At 57.6% G+C, this 26,896-nt stretch carries 36 protein-coding genes; 18 read left to right on the plus strand and 18 right to left on the minus strand.

Going from position 1 to position 26,896, the window contains the following annotated elements; all coding sequences use genetic code 11:
• On the minus strand, positions 1 to 194 hold a 194-nt coding region (locus GM655_RS22100), incomplete at its 3' end, for a plasmid mobilization protein (RefSeq protein ID WP_443094162.1).
• A gap of 353 nt (positions 195 to 547) precedes the next feature.
• Between GM655_RS22100 and GM655_RS22805 the strand changes: the two genes are divergently transcribed.
• The 5 genes from GM655_RS22805 to GM655_RS23355 all read left to right on the plus strand — a co-directional run bounded on the left by GM655_RS22805 (position 548) and on the right by GM655_RS23355 (position 5,038).
• Complete coding sequence (locus GM655_RS22805; protein ID WP_196308828.1) at positions 548 to 1,006, plus strand: hypothetical protein; 459 nt, start codon at positions 548 to 550, stop codon at positions 1,004 to 1,006.
• Positions 1,003 to 1,770 (plus strand): plasmid stability protein StbB, encoded by a 768-nt coding sequence (locus GM655_RS22110; RefSeq protein WP_155436833.1) that lies wholly within the window; start codon positions 1,003 to 1,005, stop codon positions 1,768 to 1,770. The genes GM655_RS22805 and GM655_RS22110 overlap by 4 nt, the downstream gene beginning before the upstream one ends.
• 3 nt (positions 1,771 to 1,773) lie before the next feature.
• Entirely contained in the window at positions 1,774 to 2,469 is a 696-nt protein-coding gene (locus GM655_RS22115) for a hypothetical protein (RefSeq protein WP_155436834.1), read from the plus strand.
• A 107-nt stretch (positions 2,470 to 2,576) separates the two neighbouring features.
• A complete protein-coding gene (locus GM655_RS22120) occupies positions 2,577 to 4,307 on the plus strand; it encodes a type IV secretion system DNA-binding domain-containing protein (protein ID WP_155436835.1) in 1,731 nt (576 codons plus the stop codon).
• On the plus strand, positions 4,304 to 5,038 hold the full coding sequence (locus GM655_RS23355; RefSeq protein ID WP_155436836.1) for a PDZ domain-containing protein: 735 nt from the start codon (positions 4,304 to 4,306) through the stop codon (positions 5,036 to 5,038). Before GM655_RS22120 ends, GM655_RS23355 begins: the two co-directional genes overlap by 4 nt.
• Positions 5,039 to 5,111: 73 nt before the next feature.
• Here GM655_RS23355 and GM655_RS22130 read toward each other — a convergent pair whose 3' ends face one another.
• The 8 genes from GM655_RS22130 to GM655_RS22165 all read right to left on the minus strand — a co-directional run bounded on the left by GM655_RS22130 (position 5,112) and on the right by GM655_RS22165 (position 9,665).
• On the minus strand, positions 5,112 to 6,356 hold the full coding sequence (locus GM655_RS22130; protein WP_155436837.1) for a YadA-like family protein: 1,245 nt from the start codon (positions 6,354 to 6,356) through the stop codon (positions 5,112 to 5,114).
• Positions 6,357 to 6,401: 45 nt separating this feature from the next.
• A complete protein-coding gene (locus tag GM655_RS22135) occupies positions 6,402 to 6,959 on the minus strand; it encodes a recombinase family protein (RefSeq protein WP_003100847.1) in 558 nt (185 codons plus the stop codon).
• Positions 6,953 to 7,324: a hypothetical protein gene (locus GM655_RS22140; RefSeq protein ID WP_003100853.1), complete on the minus strand. Its 372-nt coding sequence runs from the start codon at positions 7,322 to 7,324 to the stop codon at positions 6,953 to 6,955. Before GM655_RS22140 ends, GM655_RS22135 begins: the two co-directional genes overlap by 7 nt.
• Entirely contained in the window at positions 7,321 to 7,821 is a 501-nt protein-coding gene (locus GM655_RS22145; RefSeq protein WP_003100856.1) for a hypothetical protein, read from the minus strand. Before GM655_RS22145 ends, GM655_RS22140 begins: the two co-directional genes overlap by 4 nt.
• A complete protein-coding gene (locus tag GM655_RS22150) occupies positions 7,818 to 8,144 on the minus strand; it encodes a hypothetical protein (RefSeq protein WP_003100858.1) in 327 nt (108 codons plus the stop codon). Before GM655_RS22150 ends, GM655_RS22145 begins: the two co-directional genes overlap by 4 nt.
• A 254-nt stretch (positions 8,145 to 8,398) precedes the next feature.
• A complete protein-coding gene (locus tag GM655_RS22155; RefSeq protein WP_003465043.1) occupies positions 8,399 to 8,755 on the minus strand; it encodes a cupin domain-containing protein in 357 nt (118 codons plus the stop codon).
• 236 nt (positions 8,756 to 8,991) lie between these two features.
• Positions 8,992 to 9,378 carry a HepT-like ribonuclease domain-containing protein gene (locus tag GM655_RS22160; protein WP_003100872.1) on the minus strand — a complete coding sequence of 129 codons (387 nt, stop codon included), beginning with the start codon at positions 9,376 to 9,378 and terminating at the stop codon, positions 8,992 to 8,994.
• Positions 9,375 to 9,665 carry a nucleotidyltransferase family protein gene (locus GM655_RS22165; protein ID WP_001247892.1) on the minus strand — a complete coding sequence of 97 codons (291 nt, stop codon included), beginning with the start codon at positions 9,663 to 9,665 and terminating at the stop codon, positions 9,375 to 9,377. Before GM655_RS22165 ends, GM655_RS22160 begins: the two co-directional genes overlap by 4 nt.
• A 158-nt stretch (positions 9,666 to 9,823) precedes the next feature.
• Between GM655_RS22165 and GM655_RS22170 the strand changes: the two genes are divergently transcribed.
• Both GM655_RS22170 and GM655_RS22175 read left to right on the plus strand, forming a co-directional pair.
• Positions 9,824 to 12,790: a Tn3 family transposase gene (locus GM655_RS22170; RefSeq protein ID WP_155436838.1), complete on the plus strand. Its 2,967-nt coding sequence runs from the start codon at positions 9,824 to 9,826 to the stop codon at positions 12,788 to 12,790.
• Between the two features lie 155 nt (positions 12,791 to 12,945).
• Positions 12,946 to 13,263, plus strand: a complete 318-nt coding sequence (locus GM655_RS22175) for a hypothetical protein (RefSeq protein ID WP_155436839.1) — start codon at positions 12,946 to 12,948, stop codon at positions 13,261 to 13,263.
• A gap of 708 nt (positions 13,264 to 13,971) precedes the next feature.
• Here GM655_RS22175 and GM655_RS22180 read toward each other — a convergent pair.
• From GM655_RS22180 to GM655_RS22195, 4 genes are read right to left on the minus strand one after another with little or no spacing between them, the layout of a single operon-like run.
• The gene (locus GM655_RS22180; protein ID WP_229632698.1) at positions 13,972 to 15,030 is read right to left on the minus strand and encodes a replication initiator protein A; all 1,059 of its coding nucleotides are present in this window, start codon (positions 15,028 to 15,030) and stop codon (positions 13,972 to 13,974) included.
• Complete coding sequence (locus tag GM655_RS22185) at positions 15,027 to 15,350, minus strand: hypothetical protein (protein WP_155436840.1); 324 nt, start codon at positions 15,348 to 15,350, stop codon at positions 15,027 to 15,029. The genes GM655_RS22180 and GM655_RS22185 overlap by 4 nt, the downstream gene beginning before the upstream one ends.
• A complete protein-coding gene (locus tag GM655_RS22190) occupies positions 15,334 to 15,570 on the minus strand; it encodes a hypothetical protein (protein ID WP_155436841.1) in 237 nt (78 codons plus the stop codon). Before GM655_RS22190 ends, GM655_RS22185 begins: the two co-directional genes overlap by 17 nt.
• A complete protein-coding gene (locus tag GM655_RS22195) occupies positions 15,567 to 15,827 on the minus strand; it encodes a hypothetical protein (protein ID WP_155436842.1) in 261 nt (86 codons plus the stop codon). The genes GM655_RS22190 and GM655_RS22195 overlap by 4 nt, the downstream gene beginning before the upstream one ends.
• Positions 15,828 to 16,083: 256 nt before the next feature.
• Here GM655_RS22195 and GM655_RS22200 point away from each other — a divergent pair, with 256 nt between their 5' ends.
• Positions 16,084 to 16,230: a hypothetical protein gene (locus GM655_RS22200; RefSeq protein WP_155436843.1), complete on the plus strand. Its 147-nt coding sequence runs from the start codon at positions 16,084 to 16,086 to the stop codon at positions 16,228 to 16,230.
• Complete coding sequence (locus GM655_RS22205) at positions 16,230 to 16,469, plus strand: hypothetical protein (RefSeq protein WP_155436844.1); 240 nt, start codon at positions 16,230 to 16,232, stop codon at positions 16,467 to 16,469. The genes GM655_RS22200 and GM655_RS22205 overlap by 1 nt, the downstream gene beginning before the upstream one ends.
• Before the next feature lie 239 nt (positions 16,470 to 16,708).
• Here GM655_RS22205 and GM655_RS22210 read toward each other — a convergent pair whose 3' ends face one another.
• Positions 16,709 to 17,164, minus strand: a complete 456-nt coding sequence (locus GM655_RS22210; RefSeq protein ID WP_155436845.1) for a hypothetical protein — start codon at positions 17,162 to 17,164, stop codon at positions 16,709 to 16,711.
• Between the two features lie 154 nt (positions 17,165 to 17,318).
• Here GM655_RS22210 and GM655_RS22215 point away from each other — a divergent pair, with 154 nt between their 5' ends.
• The 9 genes from GM655_RS22215 to GM655_RS22255 all read left to right on the plus strand — a co-directional run bounded on the left by GM655_RS22215 (position 17,319) and on the right by GM655_RS22255 (position 22,342).
• Positions 17,319 to 17,489, plus strand: coding sequence for a hypothetical protein (locus GM655_RS22215; protein ID WP_155436846.1), 171 nt, complete (start codon positions 17,319 to 17,321; stop codon positions 17,487 to 17,489).
• A gap of 291 nt (positions 17,490 to 17,780) precedes the next feature.
• Positions 17,781 to 17,942: a hypothetical protein gene (locus GM655_RS22220; RefSeq protein WP_155436847.1), complete on the plus strand. Its 162-nt coding sequence runs from the start codon at positions 17,781 to 17,783 to the stop codon at positions 17,940 to 17,942.
• A 141-nt stretch (positions 17,943 to 18,083) separates the two neighbouring features.
• Positions 18,084 to 18,242, plus strand: a complete 159-nt coding sequence (locus GM655_RS22225; RefSeq protein ID WP_196308829.1) for a ribbon-helix-helix domain-containing protein — start codon at positions 18,084 to 18,086, stop codon at positions 18,240 to 18,242.
• A gap of 80 nt (positions 18,243 to 18,322) precedes the next feature.
• On the plus strand, positions 18,323 to 18,574 hold the full coding sequence (locus GM655_RS22230) for a hypothetical protein (protein WP_155436849.1): 252 nt from the start codon (positions 18,323 to 18,325) through the stop codon (positions 18,572 to 18,574).
• A gap of 118 nt (positions 18,575 to 18,692) precedes the next feature.
• Complete coding sequence (locus GM655_RS22235; RefSeq protein WP_155436850.1) at positions 18,693 to 19,076, plus strand: hypothetical protein; 384 nt, start codon at positions 18,693 to 18,695, stop codon at positions 19,074 to 19,076.
• Positions 19,069 to 19,812, plus strand: coding sequence for a P-type conjugative transfer protein TrbJ (trbJ, locus tag GM655_RS22240; RefSeq protein ID WP_155436851.1), 744 nt, complete (start codon positions 19,069 to 19,071; stop codon positions 19,810 to 19,812). The genes GM655_RS22235 and trbJ overlap by 8 nt, the downstream gene beginning before the upstream one ends.
• Before the next feature lie 9 nt (positions 19,813 to 19,821).
• Complete coding sequence (locus GM655_RS22245; RefSeq protein WP_155436852.1) at positions 19,822 to 20,034, plus strand: hypothetical protein; 213 nt, start codon at positions 19,822 to 19,824, stop codon at positions 20,032 to 20,034.
• Positions 20,035 to 20,042: 8 nt separating this feature from the next.
• Complete coding sequence (trbL, locus tag GM655_RS22250; RefSeq protein ID WP_155436853.1) at positions 20,043 to 22,094, plus strand: P-type conjugative transfer protein TrbL; 2,052 nt, start codon at positions 20,043 to 20,045, stop codon at positions 22,092 to 22,094.
• A gap of 2 nt (positions 22,095 to 22,096) precedes the next feature.
• Positions 22,097 to 22,342 (plus strand): hypothetical protein, encoded by a 246-nt coding sequence (locus tag GM655_RS22255; protein ID WP_155436854.1) that lies wholly within the window; start codon positions 22,097 to 22,099, stop codon positions 22,340 to 22,342.
• Positions 22,343 to 22,617: 275 nt separating this feature from the next.
• Here the strand turns inward: GM655_RS22255 and GM655_RS22260 are convergent, their stop codons facing one another.
• The 4 genes from GM655_RS22260 to GM655_RS22275 form a co-directional block, all read right to left on the minus strand.
• Positions 22,618 to 22,917, minus strand: a complete 300-nt coding sequence (locus tag GM655_RS22260; RefSeq protein ID WP_155436855.1) for a hypothetical protein — start codon at positions 22,915 to 22,917, stop codon at positions 22,618 to 22,620.
• Positions 22,877 to 23,761 carry a hypothetical protein gene (locus GM655_RS22265; RefSeq protein WP_155436856.1) on the minus strand — a complete coding sequence of 295 codons (885 nt, stop codon included), beginning with the start codon at positions 23,759 to 23,761 and terminating at the stop codon, positions 22,877 to 22,879. The genes GM655_RS22260 and GM655_RS22265 overlap by 41 nt, the downstream gene beginning before the upstream one ends.
• Before the next feature lie 24 nt (positions 23,762 to 23,785).
• Entirely contained in the window at positions 23,786 to 26,608 is a 2,823-nt protein-coding gene (locus tag GM655_RS22270; protein WP_155436857.1) for an LPD7 domain-containing protein, read from the minus strand.
• The coding region (locus GM655_RS22275) for a plasmid mobilization protein (RefSeq protein ID WP_155436858.1) at positions 26,598 to 26,896 on the minus strand (299 nt) is incomplete at its 5' end. The genes GM655_RS22270 and GM655_RS22275, both read right to left, overlap by 11 nt.

Here is a 26,896-nt window from a genome sequence, read left to right on the forward strand (position 1 = left end):
TTCAAGTCGAGGGAAGGGCGGGGCTTCGCCACGATCGTTACCTTGTTCCGCTGCAACAACTCGCGCAAGAACTCGGATTGCGTCATGCCGGCCTCGGCGTACTGGCGGTCAAATTCCTCCTTGACCGACTCCGACACGCGCCAGGCGATCGTGCGGGTGAGCTTGTCTTTTTCGTCCTTACGTGGCCGTGCCATGTGTTCTTTCTCCTGCGGAGCTGGATCATTTTTCCTTGTGTTACCGGCTGCGTATGCAGGCCGGGTTTCTAAGGGCAGCGCCCTTAGGCACGGATATTTTGCGGAAACCCGGAGGGTTTTTGCAAACATATCACACGTGCCTGTACTTCCTATGAGCAACAGCCCCAGCTTAACAGAACGGCAGGGATAGGGCAACAGCTCAACAACAACACAACAAACCACAACGCCAACACAACAACAAACTACATCAACACAACACTAACACAACAATTTATCGCGACACACAACAAAAACACGTTGACTTCTGAACAGCGACACAACATAATGAGTCAACCATGCAACCGGGAAACTATATGAGCGCAAAAATTAGCGATGCAGAGGCGTTACTGTCTCTGGAGAAGGACAGCACCGCGCACCGCTCCAAGATCGGGCGGCTGCGTAGTGTTTTTAGGGAAATAGAGGAATTGCAGGTGAAGGGTTTCAGCAATCAGGCCATCGTCGATAAGTTGAACGAGGTCGGCTATGGGCTGACATTGAAGACCTTCGAAACGATGCTGTACCGCATCAGGAAGGAAGCCGGGACCACGAAGCGGGCCAGCATGGCGGCGGTCGTGTCGTCCGGGCCTATGGTGCCGGCGCTGGCTGCTGGTGAAAATTTGGATTGTGCAATCCAAAGTGAACCAGTACAGCGGGCCACGCCTGAAACGAAGATCACGGTTGAGCCAGGTAAAACGCTAACCGAACAGGTATTAAGTTCTGAAACAAAACATTTTTCGTTGAAGCAACTCAAGAAAGGGAAGGAAAACAAATGAAAGTCGTTATCTGCTCGCTCGCTGGTAGTGTCGGTAAAACCACCATCGCAGCACACATGCTTTGCCCACGTATGCCAAAAGCGCGCGTTAGCGCGGTAGACACCGCAAATGTTACTGTCAAAGATTTTGGAATTGATTGCGACGTATATTCTGGCGAACAATTTTCCAAGCTGTACAAAGAACTCCTTCGCCAGCCTAACGCGCTTATCGACGTAGGCGGTTCCAAAGAAGGGAAAGAATTTTTGGCCGGGATGGACTGGATGGAAGGTCACGATGAAATCGACGCCTTTATCATTCCATCGCTGTCGGACGATAAAGCACAGAAGGGAGCTTTTAAAACGATCGAATTGCTGCTTGCTCAAGGCGTGGCAAAAGAGAAAATCAAAGTAATTTTCAATGGCGTTAATAAAGACACCGAAGAAGAATTTGATTATCTCTTGGGCGCGCTGACTGTTACCGGTATTCCGTATTCGCTTGAAGCAACGATATTCCAACATGAAATATTCAAACTCTTGAGCACCCTCAATATCAGTTTGGAAAAAATCTTGACTGATAAAACGGATTACAAGGCTCGGTTTGTTGCGCTTCCGGAAAATGCGCCCGAAGATGAACTAGCGCGCCTTTCCAATTTTGTGTTGGCACAGAAATACGCCCCACGAGTTAGCCGCGACCTCAATAAAGCATTCGATGCGCTGTTCCCGAATTTGGCGGCACCGGCCTTGGACGCAAAACCTGAATCGAAACGTGCAAGCGCAAAGGCATAAGCCATGAGTGACGCGCGGACTAAACTCGACCTTATCTATAAACACGTGGTTGGTGATGTTTCCGAGCTGTTAGATAAGGTGGAGAAGCTTCAAAGCTCGCTGCCAGGTGTAGCCGTTGAGGTCGAAGCCCAGCTCAAGGAAGTGCTGGGCGAGATCTCGGAAAGTATCGGCATGCTGCAAAACGACAAAGAACGACTTGTCCAAAAGACAAAGCTCGAAGTCGCCGCCGTGGCTGACGTGAAAGCGGCTGATCTGCAAAAGGCGGTGGATGGGATGCTGGGGCAGGTTGGCGCCGCCGCAAAATCGGCGGTCGTCGGAGCGATCGTTCCAGCTGTGAACCTGCCTGTAAGCGAGGCCGTCAAGGCTATCAAAGAGGCAGCAATCGCGCTGGCCGAATCAACCAAGGCACTGAACGAGGCCAACGACGCTACCCGTACTGAGGTAGGACGTACAACAGCAGCAATCAAGGCCGCAGGGGATAAGGCCATCGATGGCATCACAGAGGCCCGGAAACGGCTACAACGGCCGTGGTGGCAACCCGCTGCCGTGGTGGCGGTGGCCTTGCTGGTCGGCGCCGTGGCTACTCCGGTCATGGGTAAATGGCTCGGCGTGTTTCTGACCAAGGCCGAAGTGACCGAACTGCTGGCGCAGCAGCGGGCAATTGCGGCCAAGCTAGACGAAATCAAGCCCCGCAAATGAAGCGGGCCGAGGGTTGCGCCTCGGCCCACATGACCAAAATTTCACAACCGCTAAGGAGTTTCAAAAATGGTCGGAAGCAAGTTTAACAGAGTTGAAAGGACAGCCCCATGAGTGAAGGATTACGTGGCGCAGCGCAGGGCGCTGGCATCATCAGGAGCGGCCTATCAGCGGCATGGCTGGGGCCGCGCGATATCTATTCATTTTTCGCGCACGGCACACGCTATCACTTCCTGAGATACTTGGTGATTCTGGTAGCCGTGGTTCAGCTTTATCACGCTATCAAAGCCTTGATGACACAGGGTGTGATTATGGGCGTCCTCAGTTTGGTGGTGATGGCTATTTCGATCGGGATGGGGACGTTGTTCGCTAACATCGTCGAAAGTCTAGGTTGGTGGTTCGCGTGGTATCCCGGATTAGGCTACCGCCTCAAAGATGGCACTTTCCGTCCGATCCTTGGCGGCAGCGTTCCGGGATCGGGGCCGGCCAGTCTCTCCGGCCTGGGCGGCGCCGCCAAAGCCGACGAAACGCTAATCCGTGGCGCCGCCGTGGTTGATGGTGCAGCCTTGGCGGTACAGCTCAAGCGCGGTGTAGATCCTGCGGACCTCGCGCGTCTGGTCGAGTTCGGCGGCGTGCCGGTGCCGTTCGGCGCAGAGCCGCAACACTTCCTTATCGAGGGGGCTACGGGTTCCGGTAAGTCGCAGGCCATCAACGGCATGTTGCGGGTGGTGCGCAAACGCCAACAAGCTGCCATCATTGCCGATCCAGGCGCCGGCTATCTAGCGCGCTTCGGTGAGCTAGGCGAAACTATCCTGAACCCGCTTGACGGCCGCTCTGCTGGCTGGTCCGCCTTTGTGGAAATCCGTGAGGAATACGATTGCCAGATGATCGCAAAGGCAGCGATTCCCGATGCGGCCGGCGAGGCCGGCGAATGGAATTTCTACGCACAGACCATGCTCGGCGCCGCGCTGAAATCTCAGTGGAAAGCGGGGGACTTCTCCACGCATAAGTTGCTGTACCTGATGAACTCGGCGCCGATCAAAGAGCTTGAGCCGATCCTTGCCGGCACGGCCGCATATCCGATGATCCAAAAGGGAGGCGAAAAGGCGCTGGCCAGCATTCGCATGATCGCATCGGTGTACCTGGCAGCGTGGGAATACTTGCCGGATCACGGAACCTTCTCGGTACGCGATTGGGTGCGCGACTCCGACAGTAATCCGGCGTGGCTGTATCTGACTTACCGCGACGATCAAATGGCACTGCTGCGGAACCTTATCGCGTGCTGGCTAGAACTGGCCATCGTGGAAGGACTGACGTTGAGCGAAAACGCCAACCGGCGCCTGTGGTACATCATGGATGAACTGGATTCGCTCGGCAAGGTGTCCAGCCTGCGGGCTGGCCTGACAAAGCTGCGCAAATACGGCGGCGTGTGTGTCTCTGGCCTCCAAACTATCGCGCAGCTCAGGACGACATACGGCAAGGATGAAGCACAAACCCTGCTATCGAGCATGAGCAATAAGCTCGTACTGCGGGCGGGCGACAACGAAACCGGCAAGTATTTTGAAAATGAGCTGGGCGAGCAGGAAGTGAAGCGCGCCGAAGTCTCGAACAGCACCAGCACCCGCATTGGCGAACTGCCAAATAATAGCGAGAACGTCAGCGAGCGCAGATCCCAGCAAATGGCCGTCCTCGCATCCGAAGTACAAGGCTTGCCGGATCTGCACGGCTTCTTGAAGTTGATCGGTTTGCCGATCGCGCGTGTGGTCCTGCAATACGTGGCGATGCCTGAACAGATGCCGCCATACGTGGCAAAGAAAAAAGCAGGGGAGGTAGTAACGTGAATATCGACAAAACAGCAGCAGGGAAAACAGTAGCCATCATCGGCAGCATTTGGGCATTGATGCTGGTATCGGATCTGATGCACCCATCGAGCCAGCAAGCGGCCGGTGCATCGGAAGGCATCGCCGACATAGTACGCAACATGTTCAATCTGAACGGCGACACATCGAGCATCAGTACTGCGGGCGACATTGGCGGTGACGGACTGACCCTTACAGAAAAGGATGGCGTAGTTCTGGTGACATCTATCAAGGCCGGTAGCCTAGCGGATCGATCTGGATTTAAGGTAGGCGATCGAATCAAGGCTATCAATCGAAATGTGCTGCACAATACTGGAAAGATCCCCAGATATTACACAGGAGAGGGGAGTACCTTCAATGTCGAGCGTAACGGTCTTTCGGTTTATCCACTAATCGTTATGGGCAAGGCGCCAGCTATTGAGAGCATGCTGCCCAGTGGGCCAGCCGCACCGGTAGTGGGACTCGATGTGGTAGACATGATCAGCATGAGTCCGGCCAATATTCATGCTCCAATGACGATGAATCCGGCGCCTGGCGGACTGGCAGAAAAGGCCGGCATCAAGGCAGAGCAATGGGTAACGGCCGTGAACGGCAACAACATCACTACGGCGGCAGAATATCGCCAGCTCGCGGCCGGCGATGGCCCACTGTCAATCACGGTGGTGGACGTGTCCACCAACCCGCGTCAGACAAAGGAAATCAAGTTGCGATAAAGCCTGCCGCAGTAAGCGAAAACGCCCCGAAAGGGGCGTTTTGCATTGGCGTTTCCGACGTTGGAAAAGGCAATCAGAACTTGAACGAACTGCCCGCGCGCCAAGCTACGCGCCCGCCATTGGGTGAGGTGGCCACCCCGCCCGAAATGACCAAGTTGCGCCGGGTGACGTGGTGGACGCCGACCGCGATTGCGCTTTCGCCGCCGTACCCGCCCACGCCGACCGTCACGGCCGACTCGCCGGGGCCGATCGCTGCCGGCGCCTGCTGCATGGCCAGCGATGCCGCGATGCCGCGATTGGCCGCGCGCTCCACGCTGGAAATCCGGCCATCAAGCGCCGTGATCCTGCCGCCGAGCTGGTCCACGCGCGCATCGGTGTAGGCGTTCGCCTCCTGCAAAGTCTTGGCCGCTGTCGTGTCGGTGTACTGCATGGCCTTGTCCACGCCGGCCAGCGCCGCATCAGCCGTGGTCTGTGCCGTGGTCACGGCCGCTGCCACTGTCGAAACCCGGTCGTTGACGATGCTCGCCTTGGTCGTCGCATCGGTGGCCGCTGCCTTGAGCGTGTCGGCCGCGCGGGAGTCGATGTGTGCATTGACCTGGGCATAGTCCACCACGCCATCTTTACCGTCCTTGCCGTCGATACCGTCACGGCCAGCGGCGCCGGCCACGCCTTGGATACCTTGAATCCCTTGGATGCCCTGCGGGCCGGGTGTGCCGGGTGTGCCGGCGCCAACAGCCGCGATCGCGGCATTGAGCTGGCCAACCGTGGCCGCGTCGCTGTTGGCGGTGCCGTCCGCGACGTTGACGATTCGGCGCGTGAGGCTGGTTGCCGCGTTGCCGACCGAAACCGTGTTCGCGGCCGTGGCCGTCGAGTTGGCGCCGAGCGCCACGCTGCCGGTGCCGCTGGCGTTCGCCTGGTAGCCTACGGCCGTCCCGTTGAGCTGGGCCTGAGAATAGGCGCCGGTCGCAGTCGAGTTGGCGCCCTGCGCGTTGGCCGCAATGCCGGTAGCGGTCGAGAAATTCCCGGTGGCCGTGGAGCTGATACCGGTAGCCGTGCTGTAGTTGCCGCTGGCGACAGCGACCGCGCCTGTCGCGGTGCTGCCGGTCCCGGTGGCGAAGGCTCCGGCGCCGGTCGCCGTCGCCTGGTCCTGCGTAGCCTGCGCGTTCTGGCCGGTGGCCGTCGAGTCGGCGCCGGTTGCCTGTGCGCCGTAGCCGGTGGCCGTGCTGTTGGCGCCGGATGCGTTGGCGTTGGTGCCGGTGGCAACGCTTTGCGAGCCGCTACCTGGTGCGCTCTGTGCATGGGCAGCACCGGTAAACAAACCGGCCAGTAAGGGGTCGTCTCAGAAAACGGAAAATAAAGCACGCTAAGCGTGCGTGGAGGCTGGCACCCAGCGGTACAGCGTCGGAATGGACACGCCGAGGTTCTTGGCCACGTCCTTGGGCGGCACCCCGCTGGCCAGCAGCTTCTTGGCCGACTCGATCTTGCTGTCGGTCATCTTCGGCTTGCGGCCGCCTTTGCGGCCGAGCTGCTTGGCGACTTCCAGCCCGGCGCGGGTGCGCTCGACGGTCAGCTCGCGCTCCATTTCGGCAAGGCTCGCCATGACGTGGAAGAAGAACCGCCCGGATGGTGTGCCGGTGTCGATGGAGTCGGTGAGGCTCCTGAACTGGACACCGTGCTTGTGCAGATCGCCGACCAGATCGACCAGTTGCTTGACCGACCGGCCCAGCCGGTCGAGCTTCCAGACGACCAAAGTATCGCCTTCGCGCAGCATTTCGAGCGTCTTGGCCAAGCCAGGCCGGTCTGCCCGCGTGCCACTCACCTTGTCCTCGAAGACCTTTTTACATCCGGCCTTGCTCAAGGCTTCGCGTTGCAGCTCCAGGTTCTGATCCTGCGTCGAGACGCGCGCATAGCCAATCAACATGGCTTGTCTCGCGCCCGGTCGATGCGTTCCTGCATCGCCTGCATCACTTCTTCGTGGGTGTACGATCTGGCGTTGGCGTCGGTGGCTTGCCGCAGGGCTTCCTCAACCTCGCGCGTCATCCGCTCGTAATCCTCCGGCCACAGCGCTTGCTCCATGCGCAGCGACGCCTGACCCAGCAGGTGCAGCAGGCTGAACAGCCGCATGTCGTTGGTGGCGACGATGCGCTCCCGAATCTGCTCCTGAATAGCTTCGCTAGCCCGATGCGCTTGTGGTGTGGCAGTCCCCTCGTAGTCAGCGGGGAATTCCGCTTCCTCGGCAATCCTTGCCCAGGCGCTGGCCAGCGCCTCGATGGTTGACGTGCTCATTTCCGCCGCTCCTGTGCTCTTTGGCGAATCAACCGGCCAAGGGGCCTCGACGCGAAAACCAGCAGCATCACGCCTATCGGATACCAGGTCGAGAAGACCACCAAGGCATCGAAGGCTGGCCGTCCGGTGTTGGTAGGCAGTACGGCGGTCACAGCCATCAACCCGCCGACCGTCCAGATGATGCGCCACACGTAGGGCATCACGCGGGGCACGTAGCCGTCATCGAAAGCGGTCTGGTAGTAGCGGCGCAGGCCGCGCTCGGCAAGCGCCTGGCGCTGCCGCTCCGACAGCGCATCCGTCCGGCCATACCAGCGCCGGAATGGTGGACAGCGCAGCAGCAAAGGGGTGAAGAGGATCATCACCGCCACGATCGCGACACCCCACGCCATGACGGCGCCGGCATCGGGCCGCTTGGCGTTCTCGATCACGGGCGCGAAGACGCCCGGAGCACCGATCATCCAGAACAGCGCAATGTGCTGATGGAAGGAGAGCTTCATTTGCTCATCCACTTGCGCAGCAGGCGCTTTTTCAGGGAGGCGCGTTCTTGCGGGTTGCGTCCCTTGTGATTGGCGATGCGATCCGCCGTGGCGGCCTGGCGCTTGACGGGCCAGTAGGAGCGGCCATCCTTGCCCATCGACCAGACGCTGCTGGCCTGGTTTTCCAGCAGGGGCAGATGGGCGCTCAGGGCTTCGGGCGACGCGCTGGTCAGCGCCGTGCGCTCACGGGTGCGCCAGCGCTGATGCCAGAGCTTCTTGTCCTCGCGCTCGCTGCCGCAGGTCGTGTGCCCGACGATGGGTGTTTTGCGGCGGCTGCGGCTCATAACGTAGTGGTCTCCAAGAACATTCAGGACTGATCCCAGGCGTCGATGGTCAAGACCTGATCGGCAGGACAGGCGGCTACGCGGTCGGGAACTGGATGGTGTTCAGTCTCATGCCGACCCCATTCGATTGATCGCGTCGCTTGCGGCACGCTGCGACGCAAGGAGGTTTGCGACCTGGTTTAGCAGCCGTGTCCGCTGCATGTCTGTTACCTATCTCCCCGACCGCTCATTGGACCAACTCCAGAGATTGGGCTCTATCGCTCAGCCAATACGAAACCGGCATTGGCTGATGCCACAACCGAGACGAACACAAATGGCTCGGTACCTGTATTTCGCGCCCCGTGCACTTGGCCCGGTCTTGCCACGGCTATCTCACCTTCCCTGAGGGCACGAACAATCCCATTGCCCTGAAAGTAATCAGCCATTCCCGACAAAACAGTCCACGTGTCTTGGCCGTGAGGATGAATGTGAGCCGCAATTTCCTGCCCGGGATGGACATGCCAAACCACGATAATTGAGTCTCGGGTTTCAAGCACAACGGAACGAATAGGCTCGCCTTCGGACGGCTGAACATACTCGGCTACAGAAAATATTCTCGATTCAACAGTCATCGGAGATCCCTCTTTCACAGTGCCCCCAGACAGGCTGGATATGAGTTCTAACTCGAATTTGAACGGGAGGCTGGTCGTGCGGTCGTGCAGTTGCCGATGAGCGTGTCGGCTGCTGCCTCCTTGCCCACCAGCGAACTCACGTCCGTTGCGGCCATCCAGAAGGTCTTGCCCGAGCGCGGCTCATAGGTCGCGGGATCGAACACGCCAGAGGGGCCGAACATCGGCGGCTTGATTGGTCATGGCTCCATGCCTTTGTCGTTACGGTCTTCATCGTCGGCATCCTGACGCACGGCGGGCAATTGCTGGAGCAACGCCGGCAGCCATTCCTGTACCGTCTCCCACACCACATCGAGGTTGATGTCGAAATAGCCGTGAGCCATGCGATTACGCATATTGCGCATGCTGCGCCACGGCACGTCGGCATGCGCCTGGGTGAACTCGACGTAGCCATCCATCACCTTTGTGGCCGCCTCGCCGATGACGATCAGGCTCATGATGACGGCCTGCTGGGTGCGCTTGTCGGCCAAGAAGTCGTCCTTGGCCATCCCTTCCACGAAGCTGCGCGCATCGGTTGCGGCCTGCTGAATGTGGTCGAGGTAATCGGGCAGGCGGTTCTCGCTCATATCGGTTGCGCCTCCGCGAGCACCTTGGCCCGGAACTTCGGCGGCAGGTCGCCGGGAGTCAGCAGATCGACGTCAACGCCGAGCAGCGATTTCAGTTCTTCTTCCAAATCGCCCAAGTCCAACAACGTGGCACCGGGCAGCGCATCGACCAACAGGTCGAGGTCGCTGCCATCCCGGTCGGTGCCATGCAGCACCGAGCCGAAGACGCGCGGGTTCGCGGCGCGAAAGCGGCCTACCGCTTCACGCACTGCGCTTCGCTTCATGTCAAGCACAACAGACGGTCGCATGGGCATCCTTTCTTATCGAAACTCGTTGAGATGATATGCAATCAAGAATAGAATTTCAAGAACTATTTTCGAGAATCGCAATGCCTTGATTCCCGTGCCGCGCCGGTTGCCTTGGCGGGCTTGTCACAAACCTACGTTTTCAAGAAGAAGGAAACCGCATGCCCCGCCGTTCGATCCTCTCCGCCGCCGAGCGGGAAAGCCTGCTGGTGTTGCCGGACTCCAAGGACGACCTGATTCGACATTACACATTAAGCGATACCGACCTCTCGATTATCCGACAGCGGCGCGGGCCAGCCAATCGGCTGGGCTTCGCGGTGCAGCTTTGCTACCTACGCTTTCCGGGCGTCATACTGGGCGTTGATGAACCGCCGTTCCCGCCCTTGCTGAAACTGGTCGCCGACCAGCTCAAGGTCAGCATCGAAAGCTGGGGCAAGTACGGACAGCGGGAGCAGACCCGGCGTGAGCACCTGATCGAGCTGCAAACCGTCTTCGGTTTCCGGCCCTTCACCATGAGCCACTACCGGCAGGCCGTCCACACGCTGACCGAGCTGGCCATGCAAACCGACAAGGGCATTGTGCTGGCAAGCGCCTTCATCGAGCACCTGCGGCGGCAGTCGGTCATTCTGCCTGCTCTCAACGCCGTCGAGCGGGCGAGCGCCGAGGCGATCACCCGCGCCAACCGGCGCATCTACGACGCCTTGGCCGAACCGCTATCGGACATGCATCGCCGTCGCCTCGACGATCTGCTCAAGCGCCGCGACAACGGCAAGACGACCTGGCTGGCCTGGCTGCGGCAATCCCCGGTCAAACCGAACTCGCGGCACATGCTGGAACACATCGAACGCCTCAAGGCGTGGCAGGCGCTCGACCTGCCCTCCGGCATCGAGCGGTCGGTGCACCAGAACCGGCTGCTCAAGATCGCCCGCGAGGGTGGCCAGATGACGCCAGCCGACCTGGCCAAGTTCGAGCCGCAGCGCCGCTACGCGACTCTGGTTGCGCTCACCATCGAAGGCATGGCGACCGTCACTGACGAAATCATCGACCTGCACGACCGCATTCTGGGCAAACTGTTCAACGCCGCCAAGAACAAACATCAGCAGCAGTTCCAGGCATCCGGCAAGGCGATCAATGCCAAGGTGCGGCTATTCGGACGCATCGGCCAGGCGCTGATCGAGGCCAAGCAAGCCGGCCGCGATCCGTTCGCCGCCATCGAAGCCGTCATGTCCTGGGATGCCTTCGCCGAGAGCGTCACCGAGGCGCAGAAACTCGCGCAGCCCGAGGACTTCGATTTCCTGCACCGCATCGGCGAGAGCTATGCCACGCTGCGCCGCTACGCGCCGGAATTCCTCGCCGTGCTCAAGCTGCGGGCCGCGCCCGCCGCCAAGGACGTGCTCGACGCTATCGAAGTGCTGCGCAACATGAACAGCGACAACGCCCGCAAGGTGCCCGCCGATGCGCCAACCGATTTCATCAAGCCGCGCTGGCAAAAGCTGGTGATGACCGACGCCGGAATCGACCGGCGTTACTACGAACTGTGCGCGCTGTCGGAGATGAAGAACGCACTGCGCTCCGGCGACATCTGGGTGCAAGGCTCCCGCCAGTTCAAGGATTTCGAGGACTACCTGGTGCCGCCAGCGAAATTTGCCAGCCTCAAGCAGGCCAGCGAATTGCCGCTGGCCGTGGCCACCGATTGCGACCAGTACCTGCATGAACGGCTGACGTTGCTGGAAACGCAGCTCGCCACGGTCAACCGGATGGCGGCGGCCAACGACCTACCGGACGCCATCATCACAGAGTCGGGCCTGAAAATCACGCCGCTCGATGCGGCAATGCCGGACACTGCGCAGGCGTTGATCGACCAAACGGCCATGATCTTGCCGCACGTCAAGATTACCGAGCTTCTGATGGAGGTTGATGATTGGACGGGCTTCACTCGCCACTTCACACACCTGAAATCGGGCGATCTGGCCAAGGACAAGAACCTGTTGCTGACCACGATCCTGGCCGACGCGATCAACCTGGGGCTGACGAAAATGGCCGAGTCCTGCCCCGGAACGACCTACGCCAAGCTCGCCTGGCTGCAAGCCTGGCATACCCGAGACGAAACCTATTCCACAGCGCTGGCCGAGGTGGTCAACGCCCAATTCCGGCACCCCTTCGCCGGGCATTGGGGCGACGGCACCACGTCATCGTCGGACGGTCAGAACTTCCGCACCGCCAGCAAGGCCGAGAGCACCGGCCACATCAACCCGAAATACGGCAGCAGCCCAGGGCGGACTTTTTACACCCACATCTCCGACCAGTACGCGCCGTTCCACACCAAGGTGGTCAATGTCGGCGTGCGCGATTCGACCTACGTGCTTGACGGCCTGCTGTACCACGAATCCGACCTGCGCATCGAGGAGCACTACACCGACACGGCAGGGTTCACGAATCACGTCTTCGCGTTGATGCACCTCTTGGGCTTCCGCTTCGCGCCGCGCATCCGCGACCTGGGCGACACCAAGCTCTACATTCCAAAGGGCGATGCCGCCTACGAGACATTGAAACCGATGATCGGCGGCACGCTCAACATCAAACACGTCCGCGCCCACTGGGACGAAATCCTGCGGCTGGCCACCTCGATCAAGCAGGGCACGGTGACGGCCTCGCTGATGCTCAGGAAGCTTGGCAGCTACCCGCGCCAGAACGGCCTGGCCGTCGCCCTGCGCGAGTTGGGACGCATCGAGCGCACGCTGTTCATCCTGGACTGGCTGCAAAGCGTCGAGCTGCGCCGCCGCGTGCATGCCGGGCTGAACAAAGGCGAGGCGCGCAACGCGCTGGCCCGCGCCGTGTTCTTCAACCGCCTGGGGGAAATCCGCGACCGCAGCTTCGAGCAGCAGCGCTACCGGGCCAGCGGCCTCAACCTGGTGACGGCGGCCATCGTGCTATGGAACACGGTCTATCTGGAGCGGGCCGCGAACGCCTTGCGTGGCCACGGTCAAGCCGTCGATGACGGCCTGTTGCAGTACCTGTCGCCGCTCGGCTGGGAGCACATCAACCTGACCGGCGATTACCTCTGGCGCAGCAGCGCCAAGATCGGCGCGGGCAAGTTCAGGCCGCTACGGCCGCTGCAACCGGCTTAGCGTGCTTTATTTTCCGTTTTCTGAGACGACCCCAGTAATACCGCTAGTGTGATCTTTTTCATAGCATATTCCCTAACAAAAAAGACGCGCAAAAGGGCGCGCGTCCGTGCGTAGATTATACTGTGTTTCTATACAGTATTTCCTTAACGCAAATCATGTTAGTCAAAGTCGCATTGCTGTACGAGGAAGGAGGGCGCCCGCTGCCTCGGCATCGAGCGGTGACGGCCAGGCCGGCACACCTGGGCAAGTTATCGCTGTCCGAAGAACACGACCGCGATATGCGGCGCATCGTGCGCAGCGCTCGCCTGTGTGATCCATCGAACGGCGCCTACGTGCTGCCGCCGCTGCTGGATGCCGTTGTGCTGTACATCAGCAACGGCTGCATGACCATAACCGGCGTCGAGCAGGACGACGTGACGAGGAAGCGGACGGCGCAATCGTGGTATGTGGAGCTGGCCAAGGCCGAAAATTAGCCGTTTTGAGCGGTTTTTCAGACCACCGCCGCAGGAATGGGCGGATTTCCTCGGAAAACGCGCTGTAGGCCCGCTCCGCAAGCCTGGGCGTACCTGCGGCAGCGTTACTTGCCAGGAATCCCGCATACCTTTCCCTAAAGACCATTCAGACAGTCGCGCAAAGCTGGTGCATCATCGCGCCATGTAGCGGTCTCGCCGGCTTGCCGGCGAGTTCGGCGGTAGGAGCCGGCCCGGTAGGGCTTGGCCGCTTGCGGCCAACTCCGTAGCCCGCCGAAAGCATGGTGCGAGTCACAGACGTGTGCATACCGTGGGGTTGTGTTCATACGCGCCCTTGGGCGCGTTCCTAGCCCGCTTGCGGGCTGTTGATTAGCCAGGAGGGGAGCCGGCTTGTCCGGGGAACCTCGCGCAGCGGGGTGCCCGGCCGCAGGCCGCGTCGTTAAAAGATTTTAAAAGAGTTAAAAAACGCGCGCGTTGTTAGAGCTGTGGGTAACTACTTGGAAGCCGCGCGGAGCTTGCTTCCGTGAAAGATGGGCGTCAATGAAACCACGAAGTCAGCGTCAATGAAACCACGATACTATCCACAGAAAACCGTCAATGAAACCACGATACTATCCACAGCCGTCAATGAAACCACGATATCTTGGGCGGCTGTCATTGAAACCACGATACTCTGCACTGGCGTCAGTGATAACACGATACCGGCACTGGTTAAGAAAACTGCGCACCTGGTAGTTTGCTTTTCCCTGACGCTACAGCAGCTATTAGCTTTTTGGCATCGCGGATGTAGAAGGTCACTTGATCTTTCTCTCGGTCGTAGAGCATACGGTACTCAGGCAGCACGTCAGCCGAAGCTATCCCTATAGCTTGGCTGCGGAATGATCGAATGTGGCTATGCGCGCCGCACTTCTCACGCAACAGCTCCAGTCCAATCGACCATGACGCCTGTTTGCCACAATGCTTGCGGGCCAGCTCGTACAGGCGGCGCTCCAGTGGCTTGCGAAGCCGGAAATAGTTACGGTGGATGGTTAATACCTCTTGCGCCTGGACTGCGTTAAAAAGCCAATCTGACATCGTTACTTCAACGGCAATCATGCGCTCGTTATCTGGCGCCTTTTCAATGATTTTCCATTTATCAATAAGCCCAAATCCTTCACGTACTCGCGTCCCTCCGGTCCTAATATCGGTGGTAATTGAGGTGCCTCGCAAGCGCTCAAATGCCTCGCTCAAGCGGTGATACTCATCTCCGCTAGTTGCTTTATTCGTGGCTGTCAAAAAGTCATAGACTACAAAGCGCACAACCTTATTTTTTGCATCTTGCCGCCCACAGTTGATTGCTTCTGTCATCTGCGAAACGATGAAAATTAAAACGTCTTTATCGTGTTGCGTTGCGCGTCCCTTGACGCTGGGCGTGACCGTCAGCGATTTATTTCCATCTTTGCTTTTCCAGTGCCAAACGTTTAAATCTGGCCTGGTTGATAGCGTGAAAATTGGTGCTTCCATGCTTACGCCGTCATCCTTCAATGCGTAATCGAACATATCGCACAGGAAGAAATCACGATCTACATGCCGAGCAGGCAGAAGATTAGCGCGCTTGGTGGTGGTCTTGGCCAGCGTTACTGGAAGCTGTTCAATGTTGGGTTGCTGCGCCTGGATTGGCTGCTCCACATCGGCAAACAGGTCCGTTTGCCCACGCGCTTCCTGCGCTGCTAGGGCAGCGTCGGCGCGGGCCTGGATATTAGCCATTGCTTGAGATTTCTTAACGCTCATACTCTTGCTCCATCATCCCTCGAATCAAGCCACTCGTAGGCCGTGGCCTCAGCGTCAGCGTGCGCCTCGGCCAGCAGGTAGGACAGATACGCCTCGGCGGCGGTGCCTACCGCGCCACGCTCCACCGTCCGTTCAAGCCACCATGCCCGTTCTGTTTCCTGCAAGCTGTTCCACCAGTCCATGCCCTTGTGCGGCGCGGCCTGCTCTTGGTCGATAGGGAACACGCCGCCGCCCATTTCTTCGCTGCCTTCCAGTAGGCGCAGGCGCCAGCCGCCGCCCAGCTCGACCGGGCGCGGGGTGATTTCATAGCTGTACTTCATCCTGCGCTCCCTTGTTCGGCCTGAGCCATTCATCACATTCAGTCACCAAGCTTGCGAACTCTGGCCCGCGAGCAATCAGCGTTGCTCGCCACTTCATCACGGCTTCGCGAGTCGGAATCATCGACGTGGGGCCGCTCCACAGCAGCAAGTCGAGCAATGCGGCTGTTTGCTCGAAGCCATCGGCAAGCAACGCGGAATCGTCGTCTTGGGCGGTAATCATGCTGCCGCCTTCCGGTTCTTGGCCACGGTCTGGTGAACGATATCGAGTGCGTGCTGTACCGTTTCCTTGCGCGTACTCATGCCCCACTGCTCCATCAACTCCGCGAGCTGGCCAGATTGCTGCGGGTCTAGGTAAAAATCTAACCTAGTGGCGCCGGCCGCTGCTCGGCTCTGCCGGCTTTGGCGGCTGCGTTCGGTGGGCGGCAACTGCTCGCCTGATCCGGCCGGCCGGCCGGGACCACGTTTCTGTTCATCCATGATTTACGTCCTAAAATGCTGCGGAATGTAGACACTCTACCGGACATAGTGACCGGCCACAAGAAATATTTTGCCGTTTTACATAAAATCCGTTCCAAGCAGTCAGTGTCACCCTTATATTTTTGCAGCCGGTTGCTAAAATATGACTTGCCGCGCGCGGCGCGGCACCTGGTCAATGCTTTCAACGTCGGAAATTAGTCAAATTGAGTAACCGGCGCGCTGGCCGGCGCCGCTGCGCTGGTGTAGCCTTGAGGCCATGAAAGCCATCCCTCCCCCGATCGAAACCGAGCTGGCCACCGCTAAGGATGCGACGGCTTGCGCTCGCAGGGTCCGCGCCCAGGCGCATGACAAGGTGATGGCCCATATGCGCGCCATCATCGCAACCAAACGCGACATTAAATAATGAATTTACAAGAGCTAATTAATGCTGTCCCGGTCTATATGCACAACGGCCGACGCTACTTTGTGAGAATTGATGACATTCCCGAACCGTGGCGTAAACAGTTCATTGCCGCGCTGCATGGTTCCGCATGTCCTGTACTGGATGGCGAGCATGCACTGGCGTTCGCTTGGGATTGGGAAGCATGGACAAACGAGGGCTTGCCTGGTCGTACCGGGCCAACTGGAATTGATTACTCCTAACATTAGGAATGCCATGCGCGTGATAGCCACCCATGCGGACGTGCTAGCGGCTCTTGCCCGCCGCTAGGGCCGGCCTCGGCCTAGACTTCACGCAACATCATCCGGGGTCACGCTTGCTCATTTCCGATCATTCTGTGCTATCATGTGTGCATGGAGCGTTGGTGCGCTGGACAGATTTAAGTTACCCAGGCGAATGCTCCTAAGTTTTCAAAAAGCCGCTTCTTAGCGGCTTTTTTCTTTTATACGGCTGGTTTCTGAGGGGGCTTGATCGTGTCGCCCTTCGGTACGACAGAGAACAGCTCGGCTCTTGGCTTGCGCTGCGTCAGCTCGTACACCGCCTCATCAAGCACATTGTTCCCGTAGCCGTCCGCGCGCAGGGTCGTGCTGCGCGTGGCCGTCATTCTCGGTGTGGGCAACGCCATTGCCGTATCCGCAAGGGCGCTCTCAATCTGTAGCATCACATCATCAATCGTATAGCCGTCGCGGGTGACTCGGCTGCGGTAGAGGTGTGAGCCAAGCATCACGATTTCCGGGCTTTCCAGCCTCGGCAGGTCCACCGATGCCCGATAGGCATTGATGGCGTCATACTGCGCTTGCGTGAAATGCCCGATGACGACAGCGCGCACCTTGCCGCCCCGCTCGCATTCCTCCAGGTTGGCACGGATCAGGTACTTGGCATTATCGTAAAGTGGCATCTTGGCAAAGGTTTCTGGACAGCCCACTATCTTACCGGCTATCCATTGCCCAGCCAAAATTCACGGCATCAAGACGATGATATGTTGCGCGCCGCGCGTCGTGACGCGACCGTAAGGGCTGGGGGGCGTCCCCGGAAACTGAACGGAACTACACATGAACACCACTTGGACTTATGAGCATGGCCGGCTGTGGGCCACATGCGCCGATGGGCGCCGTATCGCCACATGGGAAGCGGAACCGCCTTTCGGCTACCTGGTGGATCTGCTTAACGTCAGCCCCGGCCTGAGTGCTTTGCTGCTGGCCGGCTGGCTGGGCGAACTGTAGGCGCCGATCGCGGCGCCAGCGGGTTAGTCAATTTGAGTAACCCGTTACGGAAAATGCCTTTCTTCCCTCTGGCGCCTGCGGCGAGCGTGTGTGAAAACACGTGCCGTCCTGGCTATTAGTCAAATTGAGTAACCGCCTCGATGCCGGCCGGCGCGCGCCCTGTGTCGCGGAAATCCCACCACAAGAATCGCCGTACCGACTCCCGGACAATCAGCCACATGGTTTGCAACCACGCCGCCAGCTCGGCGGCAAGATGGTTGCTATACGTGTTTTTTCCCCTGTGGAGCCGCTATGTCGATTGAGTTTTCCCCTGCTGTCATCAATGCCTTTTCTTCTTTCGTCGTCACGCTGGATAGTCACCCGGTCGGCGCGTGCTGCCTGGTGGCGGTGCTGCTGGCCAGCGGCGCGGCCGTGGCCCTCGCGCAATGGCGCAAACCGGCCAAGCGTGTGTGAAAACACGTGTACTTGTGGCGCGCGTGGTTCCAGTAACTACGCCAGCCGCAGTTACTGAGAATTCCGACTATAGACTGCAAGAAAGTTCTTGCAATTGGTGTATATTGGTGTATAGTGATGTACATGAACACAAAAACACGAATGAACGTCTACTTGGACGACACGCAACGCGAAAAGCTGGCCGAGCTGCACAAAGAAACGGGCGCTCCGGTCGCAGAACATGTGCGCCGCGCGGTTGATAACTACTTAGAAAAACACGGAAAGGGAAAAGACGCCACCAAAGGCAAGAAGCAAGAGTAAGACCAGCAGTAAAGCGGCGCTCAACGGTGCGGGAACACCGAAAAGCGCCTAACCACAATCTCACTAGTAAGGAGTGAAACATGGCTAAGTCCAATTTTACCGTTATTGCCGGCGTACCGTTTAGCGCCTGCGAAAAATTCGGCCCTCGCACGCTCGCTGCGATGTTCGGCCCCACTCTCCCATACCCTCTGCGCGCTGATCGTTCCGGCTCTGTTTCGGTCATCAGCACAGCCCGTCACCTCAGCAAGCTATACGCTAAAGGAATGGTCATGTTTGCGGACGATGAAATCGTTACGCCAGGCACGCCAGCCGCGCTCACTGAATTCAACTAAGTGCTATTACGCTATCAGGCTATCTTGATAGCGTTAAGTCTTTGATTTAAAAAGACTTTAATATAGATTTCCAAGTGGAAATATGAAATAATCATAGTGTTCTTTAATGGGAGAAGTCATGTACAACAATCGCGAAATTATTGATGTGGTGGCCCGCGAGCTGCCCGTATCACCCAGCCGGGTATCCGCCCTTCCGCTGGCGCTTTTAATTCCCTTCGTTGCCGCTGGTGTAGCAGCCGGCCCAGCAACTGGGCTGTGGTCCGGCGACGCGGCCATATTCTGGCTACTGGTGGTCGGTGCCGTCGCAATTTACCTAGGTATTAACGCAGCTATCGGTAAGCGTATGTCCGGGATATTCGCCGTGTTCGCGCTGGCCGGCCTGATCGGCGTTGCATTAGCGGTACTGGTGGGTGGCTACCTGTTGCCAGTGGGTGCCGTCCTTGCGGCAATCGCGCTGGTGGGTCTGTATCACATCGCACGTCGGGGGTGGGAACATGCTTAAAACAGCTACGAAAATTAAATCTATCACTTTAATGGCGCTCTTGTCCCTCGCCTTTCATGGGGTGGCAAGCGCTGGTTCCGTGGTTGGCGCTACGGAATACACCCAAATCTTGAATAACTTCCAACTTGCTAAAGCCTATGTCGAGCAAGCGCAACAAACCGTTCACCAGCTCAATCAATACAACGCCATGATGCAAAACCTTAAGCAGATAACACCAAGTAACCTGCTTGACCAAGCGGCGCGAAAACTGTGGCAGGATCAGAATATGATGCAGTCGTTTCAAAACCTGCAACAGATTGTATCCGGTGGCCAGCAGATGGCCTACAGCCTGGCCTCAATTGATTCGCGTTTCAAACAAATACATCCGGGATATGGTGCTAACTTCAATTACGGCCAGAGCTATCGCGACTGGTCGAGTAACACCTTAAATTCAGTCAAGAATGCTCTATCTATGGTGACTGCTCACGCGGAAAACTTCAACAGTGAGCAAGGCATGATGAATGAACTAATAAACAAATCTCAAACCGCTGACGGCCAGCTAGCAGCCACACAAGCGGGAAACCAAATAGGTGTGGCAATGGTTAGCCAGATGCAACAGCTTCGTCAACTCCAGATGGCACAGATTCGTTCACAAGGCGACTTCATGGCCGCGCAGACAAGCGAACGGGATGCTAGTAAGACTGCGATTGATAACATTTATAAACAACTCCCAACTACCAATTCTTCGATCAAATAAGGACCAACTATGAACACCAAAACTATCGCCATGTCCCTACTCATTGCAGCATCCGTATCGCTGCTGACCGGTTGTGGCAAACAAGCCGAACAAACAAAAAATGTGAATTCCGTTTATGAGCAACTGCCGAAAGACAATAAGAGCATTAAAGCGCCGGACAAAAAACAGACCGTCGAATCGATCTACGATCAGCTCCCCAAAAATAACAAATCGATTAAATAGGAAACATAATGAATCGTCTGTTGAAATTGCAAACACTGCTCAGCAGCAAATGGCGTTTCGCCGTATATCCAATACTGGCCCTGCTATTTTTATCGCTCTCCAACTTTTCGAACGCACAGGAAGTCGTACCGGCCTTTCGGGTACTCGATGGCATCGATGCAGCCTTCAAGCCATTTCAGTTAACGTGGCAAACAGCAATTAAGGCACATGCACAGCGCCTATTTTGGTTACTAGTTGGAGTCGATTTTGCATGGACTAGTGTGGTTTACGTACTCGACAAAAATACGATTGAGGAAATCGTAATCAGTCTGGTCAAAAAAATATTCACAATCGGATTTTTTTTCTCCCTGATAAAGTTCTGCGATACCTGGATACCGGCCATCATAGACAGTTTCCGTAAGATCGGGCAAGACGTAGGCGGCACGACTTCGACGCCTGACGGCTTGTTGATGAAAGGCTTTGATCTTGCGACAGGCATCACCACCCTTCTGTCAAAACTCGACATTACTGAGAAATTAGCGTTGGCCTTACCGATGTGGCTTTGCGCCTTAGCTATCTTTATAGCATTTTGCTTTGTTGCGGCCGTGCTGCTGGTGACGACTATCGAAAGCTATCTAGTTGTGGGTGCTGGTGTAATTCTGCTGGGATTTGGTGGTTCTCGCTGGACCACTGACATGGCAACAAAATACCTACAGTCCGCAGTCGGAACTGGGCTTAAATTGATGATGATTTACTTAGTAGTAGGTGCCGGACAAACTATTGTAAATAGTGTCATTATTGACTCTAACCATCTTATTGCAAGTACCTTTGTCGCAATCGGGACTGTGTTAGTGTACGCTTACATCGTTATTCAAGTCCCAGCCATTGCTGCGGGACTGATGTCCGGTTCACCAGCCCTTACTGCATCAGGCTTAGCACAAACAGCCCTTGGAATTGGTGCTGCCGCTGCTGGTATCGGCGCCGCTGCTACCAGCATGGCACCTGCTGCCGCTGGCGGCTTAGGTAATGCTGTGGCTGGCGCCGCAGGATTGGCTAAGGCATTGAATGCTGGTATGAACGCCGCTTCAGATATGGGACTTAGTGGAATGGGCGCGGCTTCCCACGCTATCGGTCAAGTCGTCAGCCAAGGCACTGCGATGGCAACAAATGGGATCGGCAGCATGGTTAATAGTGGATCTAGCGTATTTGGTGACAAAGTCAACGACTCGATTGGCGGCAAGATAGCTTCGTCCATTGAGGCATCGCGCGGCGGTTCAATGTCCGCTAAGCCTGCAGCGTCGTCCTCTGGGGGCAACTCAGCGGCGCCGGCCACTGGCAATGCAGCATCAGGATCTACCAAATCACCGGCGCCATCTTCTGGCAGTGCAGCGGCGGAATCTGCTAGATCGGCGGCACAAACTACTGGCAGTCCAGCATCGGAATTTTCAGCGGCTCCAGCTACTGACAGCGCAGCGTCGGGATCTACCAAATCAGCGGCGTCATCTTCTGACAGTGCAGCGGTGGAATCTGCTACATCTGCTGCACCGGCTACTAGCAGCGCAGCTTCGGGATCTACCAAATCAGCGGCGTCATCTTCTGGCAGTACAGCGGTGGAATCTGCTACATCTGCTGCACCAGCTACTAGCAGCGCAGCGTCGGGATCTACCAAATCAGCGGCGTCATCTTCTAGCAGTGCAGCGGTGGAATCTGCTACATCTGCTGCACCGGCTACTGGCAGCGCAGCGTCGGAATCTACCAAATCAGCGGCGTCATCTTCTGGCAGTACAGCGGTGGAATCTGCTAAATCTGCGACACCGGCTACTGGTAGTGCAACATCGGAATCAGCCAAATCAGCGACACCGGCTATTGGCAGCGCAGCGTCGGAATCTGCTAATTTTGGTGACGCCTCTGGCGCATCTATATCTGGCGGAAAGCAAAATACAGGTGCGCAAAATCAGGACGGCAACGAAAGAAGAAAGCCAGCGATGCACGAACGAATCCGCGATCTAGAAGGCTTCATACCGCAGGACCACGCACAAATGTCGGCTATGCAGATCAATGCCGGCCATACGCAGGATTGACCATGCCAAAGCATACTGAGGAAATCTTCACCACCTTTTACAAGGTCGGCGCCGTTCGATCGGTGTCGATCGTTCTACAAGATGCAGAGCGTGCGCGCATTGCCTACCAGTTCAACACTGGCGGGCGTGATGTGGTCCACACGAAGCGCGGCCAACCGAAGGACTACAGAATCGGGACGGCACTCAAGTTCGTACGCGGCCTCGGCATCGAGGCCGTAACCACAGACCTATCTAATCTGCCGGCGTAGTCCAAGCAGCCCACAAAAAAGCCCTGCATCGCAGGGCTTTTTCTTTGGTGTAGTCAGTTGCTCCAATGGTCCATCGCTACACGGAACTGGCTTTCGTAGCACGGCCAGCAGCGTCGCCGCTCATCGCCGGATATGTTAGTAAGTGGCGCCGGCATCGAGCCGCAGCGGCACGGCATAACAGCAGCCTGCGGCTCACGCTGCAAGGCTGCATCCCATAGTGGTTTGGTGTCGTAGGCCATAATCACCGCTCCCCGATCGGCGCCGCCGCCATCGTCTTATCGTCCATAATCACATTCCCTTTCTTCGGCCAGTCGGCATTGCCGGCAATGGCCACAGTTACACTCATTGTCGGATGGATGGCCGGCCCGGATCAGGAGCGGCATTCGTTGATTGGCTGCTTCCTGCTGCGCCTGTAGCAGCAGCAGGAGAACGACGGCTTGCAGAGCAAAGAACATGATCCACTTGAAACCGCCCTGCCCTGCTTGCAGCGCCTGGCGGCGTGCCGGCAGGACCAGCCTATAGCGCATGGCGCCGTTAGCGGCCGTAACCATACGAAGCGTCAATGTGATAGCCAAGTTTGCGCTCCACCTGAATCTCGTCGCCAATATCGAAACTATGGCCGGATGCCGGGATCAGTGCGCGCACGGTCTTGCCGCTCTCGTCGGAAAATTCGACGGCAAAATAGCTCTCGTCCTTCACCACAGCGGCGGCGACGATTTCACCCTCGATCATGGCATCGGCTGGCAGGATTACATGCTCGATGCCGGTTTCTTCCGTCATGGCGATGACCGCCTCCGCCTCGGCGGCTTCGCGCTGCTCCTTGTCTGCCGCGCGCTGCGCGTATTCGATGGTGGCCTTGCGCTGCTCGGCCTCCATGCGCAGATAATCCTGCGTACCGAGTTCGCCAGGTGCGTGACCGCCTTCAAACACGCGCTCAGCGCGTACCCGGTCGATTTCTTTGGCTTCGGCTGCGCGCTCCTTCTCAGCGTCCTGACGGGCCTTGTCGGCGGCAAGCTGGTCGCTGATTTGCGCGCTGCGTGCATTGGCAATACGGGCTTCCACGATGTCGATGTGCGTATGAGTCTCTACAACCCTCTCGGACTTCATCGCGCCGAGAACGCCCGTAAAGCGGTTCCCTGACGTGTATTCTTTCTGCCGCACTGTCTCCGGTGCTTGCGGCTGCTGCGCCTGCTGCTCCTGCGCCTGCTGGATCTCGGCCGGCTGCTCGACGGCAGGCACGCCCGAAAAGCCGTTCAGCTCGTCCAGCTCGCGCCGCGCTACGCCTTCGGCATCGCGCATGGTGATGAGCTGCGCATCGATCGCCGCACGGCGGTCTGGATCTGCGGTTTCGCGTTCGCGCTCCAATGCCTCGCGGCTGGCGGTCGCATTTGCGTATCGGTTGGTGACTTCTTCTTTCATGTGAACTCCTTAGCGGTTGAGTTGTTATCGCCCGTAGCCGTGGCCCCGGTCGATCTCTTTAACGTGCGTCACCTTGCCGGCGTCGTACCTGATTGCCAGTTCGTCGCCAACCTTGGGCAGCTCGTTAAATTGGGTGCGCAGATGGTGAACAACGTTTTTGCCCGTCTGCTGGTAGACATACGCATTATCGACCGCCAGCACTTCGCCCTTGTAGGTGCCGTGCTGCTTGTGCGGCGGCTGCGATCCTGGCACGGCAAGGACTGGCTCCGGCGCCTGCACCGGCGCCGCGGTTGCATCCTTGGCCGTTGCCGGCGCTGGCTTCCCTGCGTCTGTCTTCGTCTTTTCCTTCGCCTTGGCGCGCGCCTGCTGCGCCGCCTCGGCCTTCTCCTTCTCCTTGCGTGCGCGCTCGACTTCGATAGCCTTCCTGCCCTGCTCCCGCAGGCGCTGGCGTTCCGCCTTCTGCTGTTCGAGTTGGTGTTTCATGCGCTGCAAATGCTGGTCGCTGAAATCGACCGGAATATTTTTTTCGACAGCGATCCGCACCGCCTCGGCCTTGAACTCGTCGGAACCGTGCAGCGTCAGCACCTTGCCGAACTTCGCTTTAGCCAGGTACAGCCCCTGCTCAATCACATCGCCATCGCTGGCGCGCAGGATATTCACGCGCTTACCTTCATCCTTCAATGCCTCGCGGCCGTCGATCTTGTAGGTAACGTGGCCTTTCAGGTCGACGCTGTAGCGCATTTCACGCTTGATCGGTGCGCCCTGCTCTTTTGCGTTCTGGTCTGCGGCCTTGATATAGCTGGCGGCGTCCTCCTTCTCGGCCACGTCGGGCGCGTGCTTGCGCAGTTCATCAAGCGCCGCCTCTGCGTATGGATCGGTGGTCTGCGCCGCCTCGGCAAGAAACCGTTTATATAATTTACCCTCTTTCTCGCTCCACTTCTCACGTTCGGCGGCAAGGGCTACATTACGTGAATCCCGCGCTTCCTTCTTTGCGTGCTCGCGTGTGGCCTTCGCAATGTCGATCAGGCGCTTGGCTTCGCCTCTCGCTAGTGTACGGTCGCCCTCGATGCGCGATCGGGCGGCGTTAAATTCTTTCGTTGCCTGGGCGATCGCTTCCTTATGTGCCGCGCGGATCTGGCGTTTCGCTTCGCGTTGCTCGTGTGGCGCGTCGTTTTTCTTCCAGTCCTGATACTTGGCCCACAGCTCACGGTTCGGAGCCTGCTTCGCCTGGTGATGCACGCGGCCACGTTGCGCGGCATAGACTTCGCGCAGGATCGGCGCGGCATCCTTCCACGGCAGGCTCATTTCTTTGGTGAGGAAGTCCGACACATTCAGATTGCGATTGCCACACTTGATCCGCTCGCTGCCGTCCTTGCCCCGCGTGACTTCGTATTTCTCAACGATGACGCCGTGCGACTTCGACAGGTGGGCCAGCAGCCTGCCAGCCTCAAGGTGCTGCTTGATCTCTCCGAATTCGCCGCCTTTGGCGGCCTGCCCCACGGCGCGGCGCTCGTCCAGCTCGCGCCGGTAGCGTCCTACTACGCCGTTGGCGGCGCGCTCGGCGCCGTGCTGGGCAGGTGCGCGACTTTGCCTTTGATTTCCTGCACGTCGCTCAAGAGCGGTTGCAACAGCTCGGATAGCTGCTCGATCAGCGAGGTTTCCGGCTGCGCGGTCAAGATTTCCAGCAGCTCCGCGAGCTGCTGCGAGATCAGCGCTTGATGATCTGAGATTGTCTCCAATACGCTCAAAAGCTGCTGCTCGTGCGTCCGTTCGGTCGGTGGTGTCTCTGCCATAGTCGGCTCCTAAATGTCGTTGATAAAAACGCAATTCTCGCTCTGCCAGAAATGCTATTTTCTGGTCGCGGTTCATTTGCTTGCTGTACCGTTCGTAAAGGCTGGTATAGCCAGAATTGAGGTATTTGACCTCTTTAGCGCGGCGCTCGTGCCAGTCTTTGAGTATTGCCTCACATTCCGCACTGGTCTTGCGTGGCGCCGCTGCCGCCTGGTAAGTGCGGTGATCTTCCGTTGCTATATAGCGGCGCTTATCTTCGATGGAAAGCGCAAGGAATTCACGCGAAAACACATAATCCTTTAGGTTGATCCCCTTCGGACTATCGGCCGGCTTGACATTCGCATACTGATTTGGTTTGCCACTATTTCGTTGCCGAACAGCGCCGAACTCTTTCAGCATTTCGGAGAATTGCTCATAGCTTTCGATCTTGCGCGAAAGGACTGCATCTAAAATTCGCCCGCGCAATTCCTTATTAGCGCCATCAAACGTATCTCCCTTATATCGGCTTATCATTTCCGATGCGTCGGTAAAGTCATACCGCCTATTGTCTTGCGGATCGGCTAAGCCATACTGGTTATTAATCTTCTGCTGCCATGCCGCAATATGTTCTTCGGACAATTTAAAGAAGCCGAACGGCTCAGCACGCTTACCGGTTAGCAGATTTACTTTTGGAATGAGTATGTGAATATGAGGTTTTCGCTCATACAATTTCCCTTCTTTGTTATTGATAAGGCTCTTTATTTTTGGCAAGTGCGCTTCGGCATAAAAGTTATATTCTTCCTCCCGAAATGCTGACATAGCGAAGGCGCGGAAATCCTCAACAATAGCAGCCAAGGTTTCCTCTGGAATAAAGTCCTCTTTAAACGATAGGGTAATGTGGTTATATAGTTGACCTGTCCCATCAAGGCTATTAATTATGGCGTCCGTAATATCCAAGTCACCAGCCAGAATTAAACGCTCGTCCAGCTCGTCGCGTGAGTGTTCCCGGCCAGCCTTATGACCTTCCTTTAAATACTTACCAATACCCTCTATGGCGCCGCGAACTCTAACGAGCATTATCAATACCTCGCATTAGCTGCGCTTTGATTGCCTCCAGGGCGGCAAGAATTGCCCGGTAGGTAGTCTCGTTGGCTGTCCCTTCCAGGTGCGCGCCGTTGGCCCGGTGCGCCAACTGGTTGAGGTTGTTGCCTGCCTTGCTGAACAAAAAAACCAACTTCTTCAAGTCGAGGGAAGGGCGGGGCTTCGCCACGATCGTTACCTTGTTCCGCTGCAACAACTCGCGCAAGAACTCGGATTGCGTCATGCCGGCCTCGGCGTACTGGCGGTCAAATTCCTCCTTGACCG

Origin of the sequence: Pseudoduganella danionis (genome assembly GCF_009720775.1) — a bacterium.
GTDB classification, from domain to species: Bacteria; Pseudomonadota; Gammaproteobacteria; order Burkholderiales; family Burkholderiaceae_D; genus Rugamonas; species Rugamonas danionis.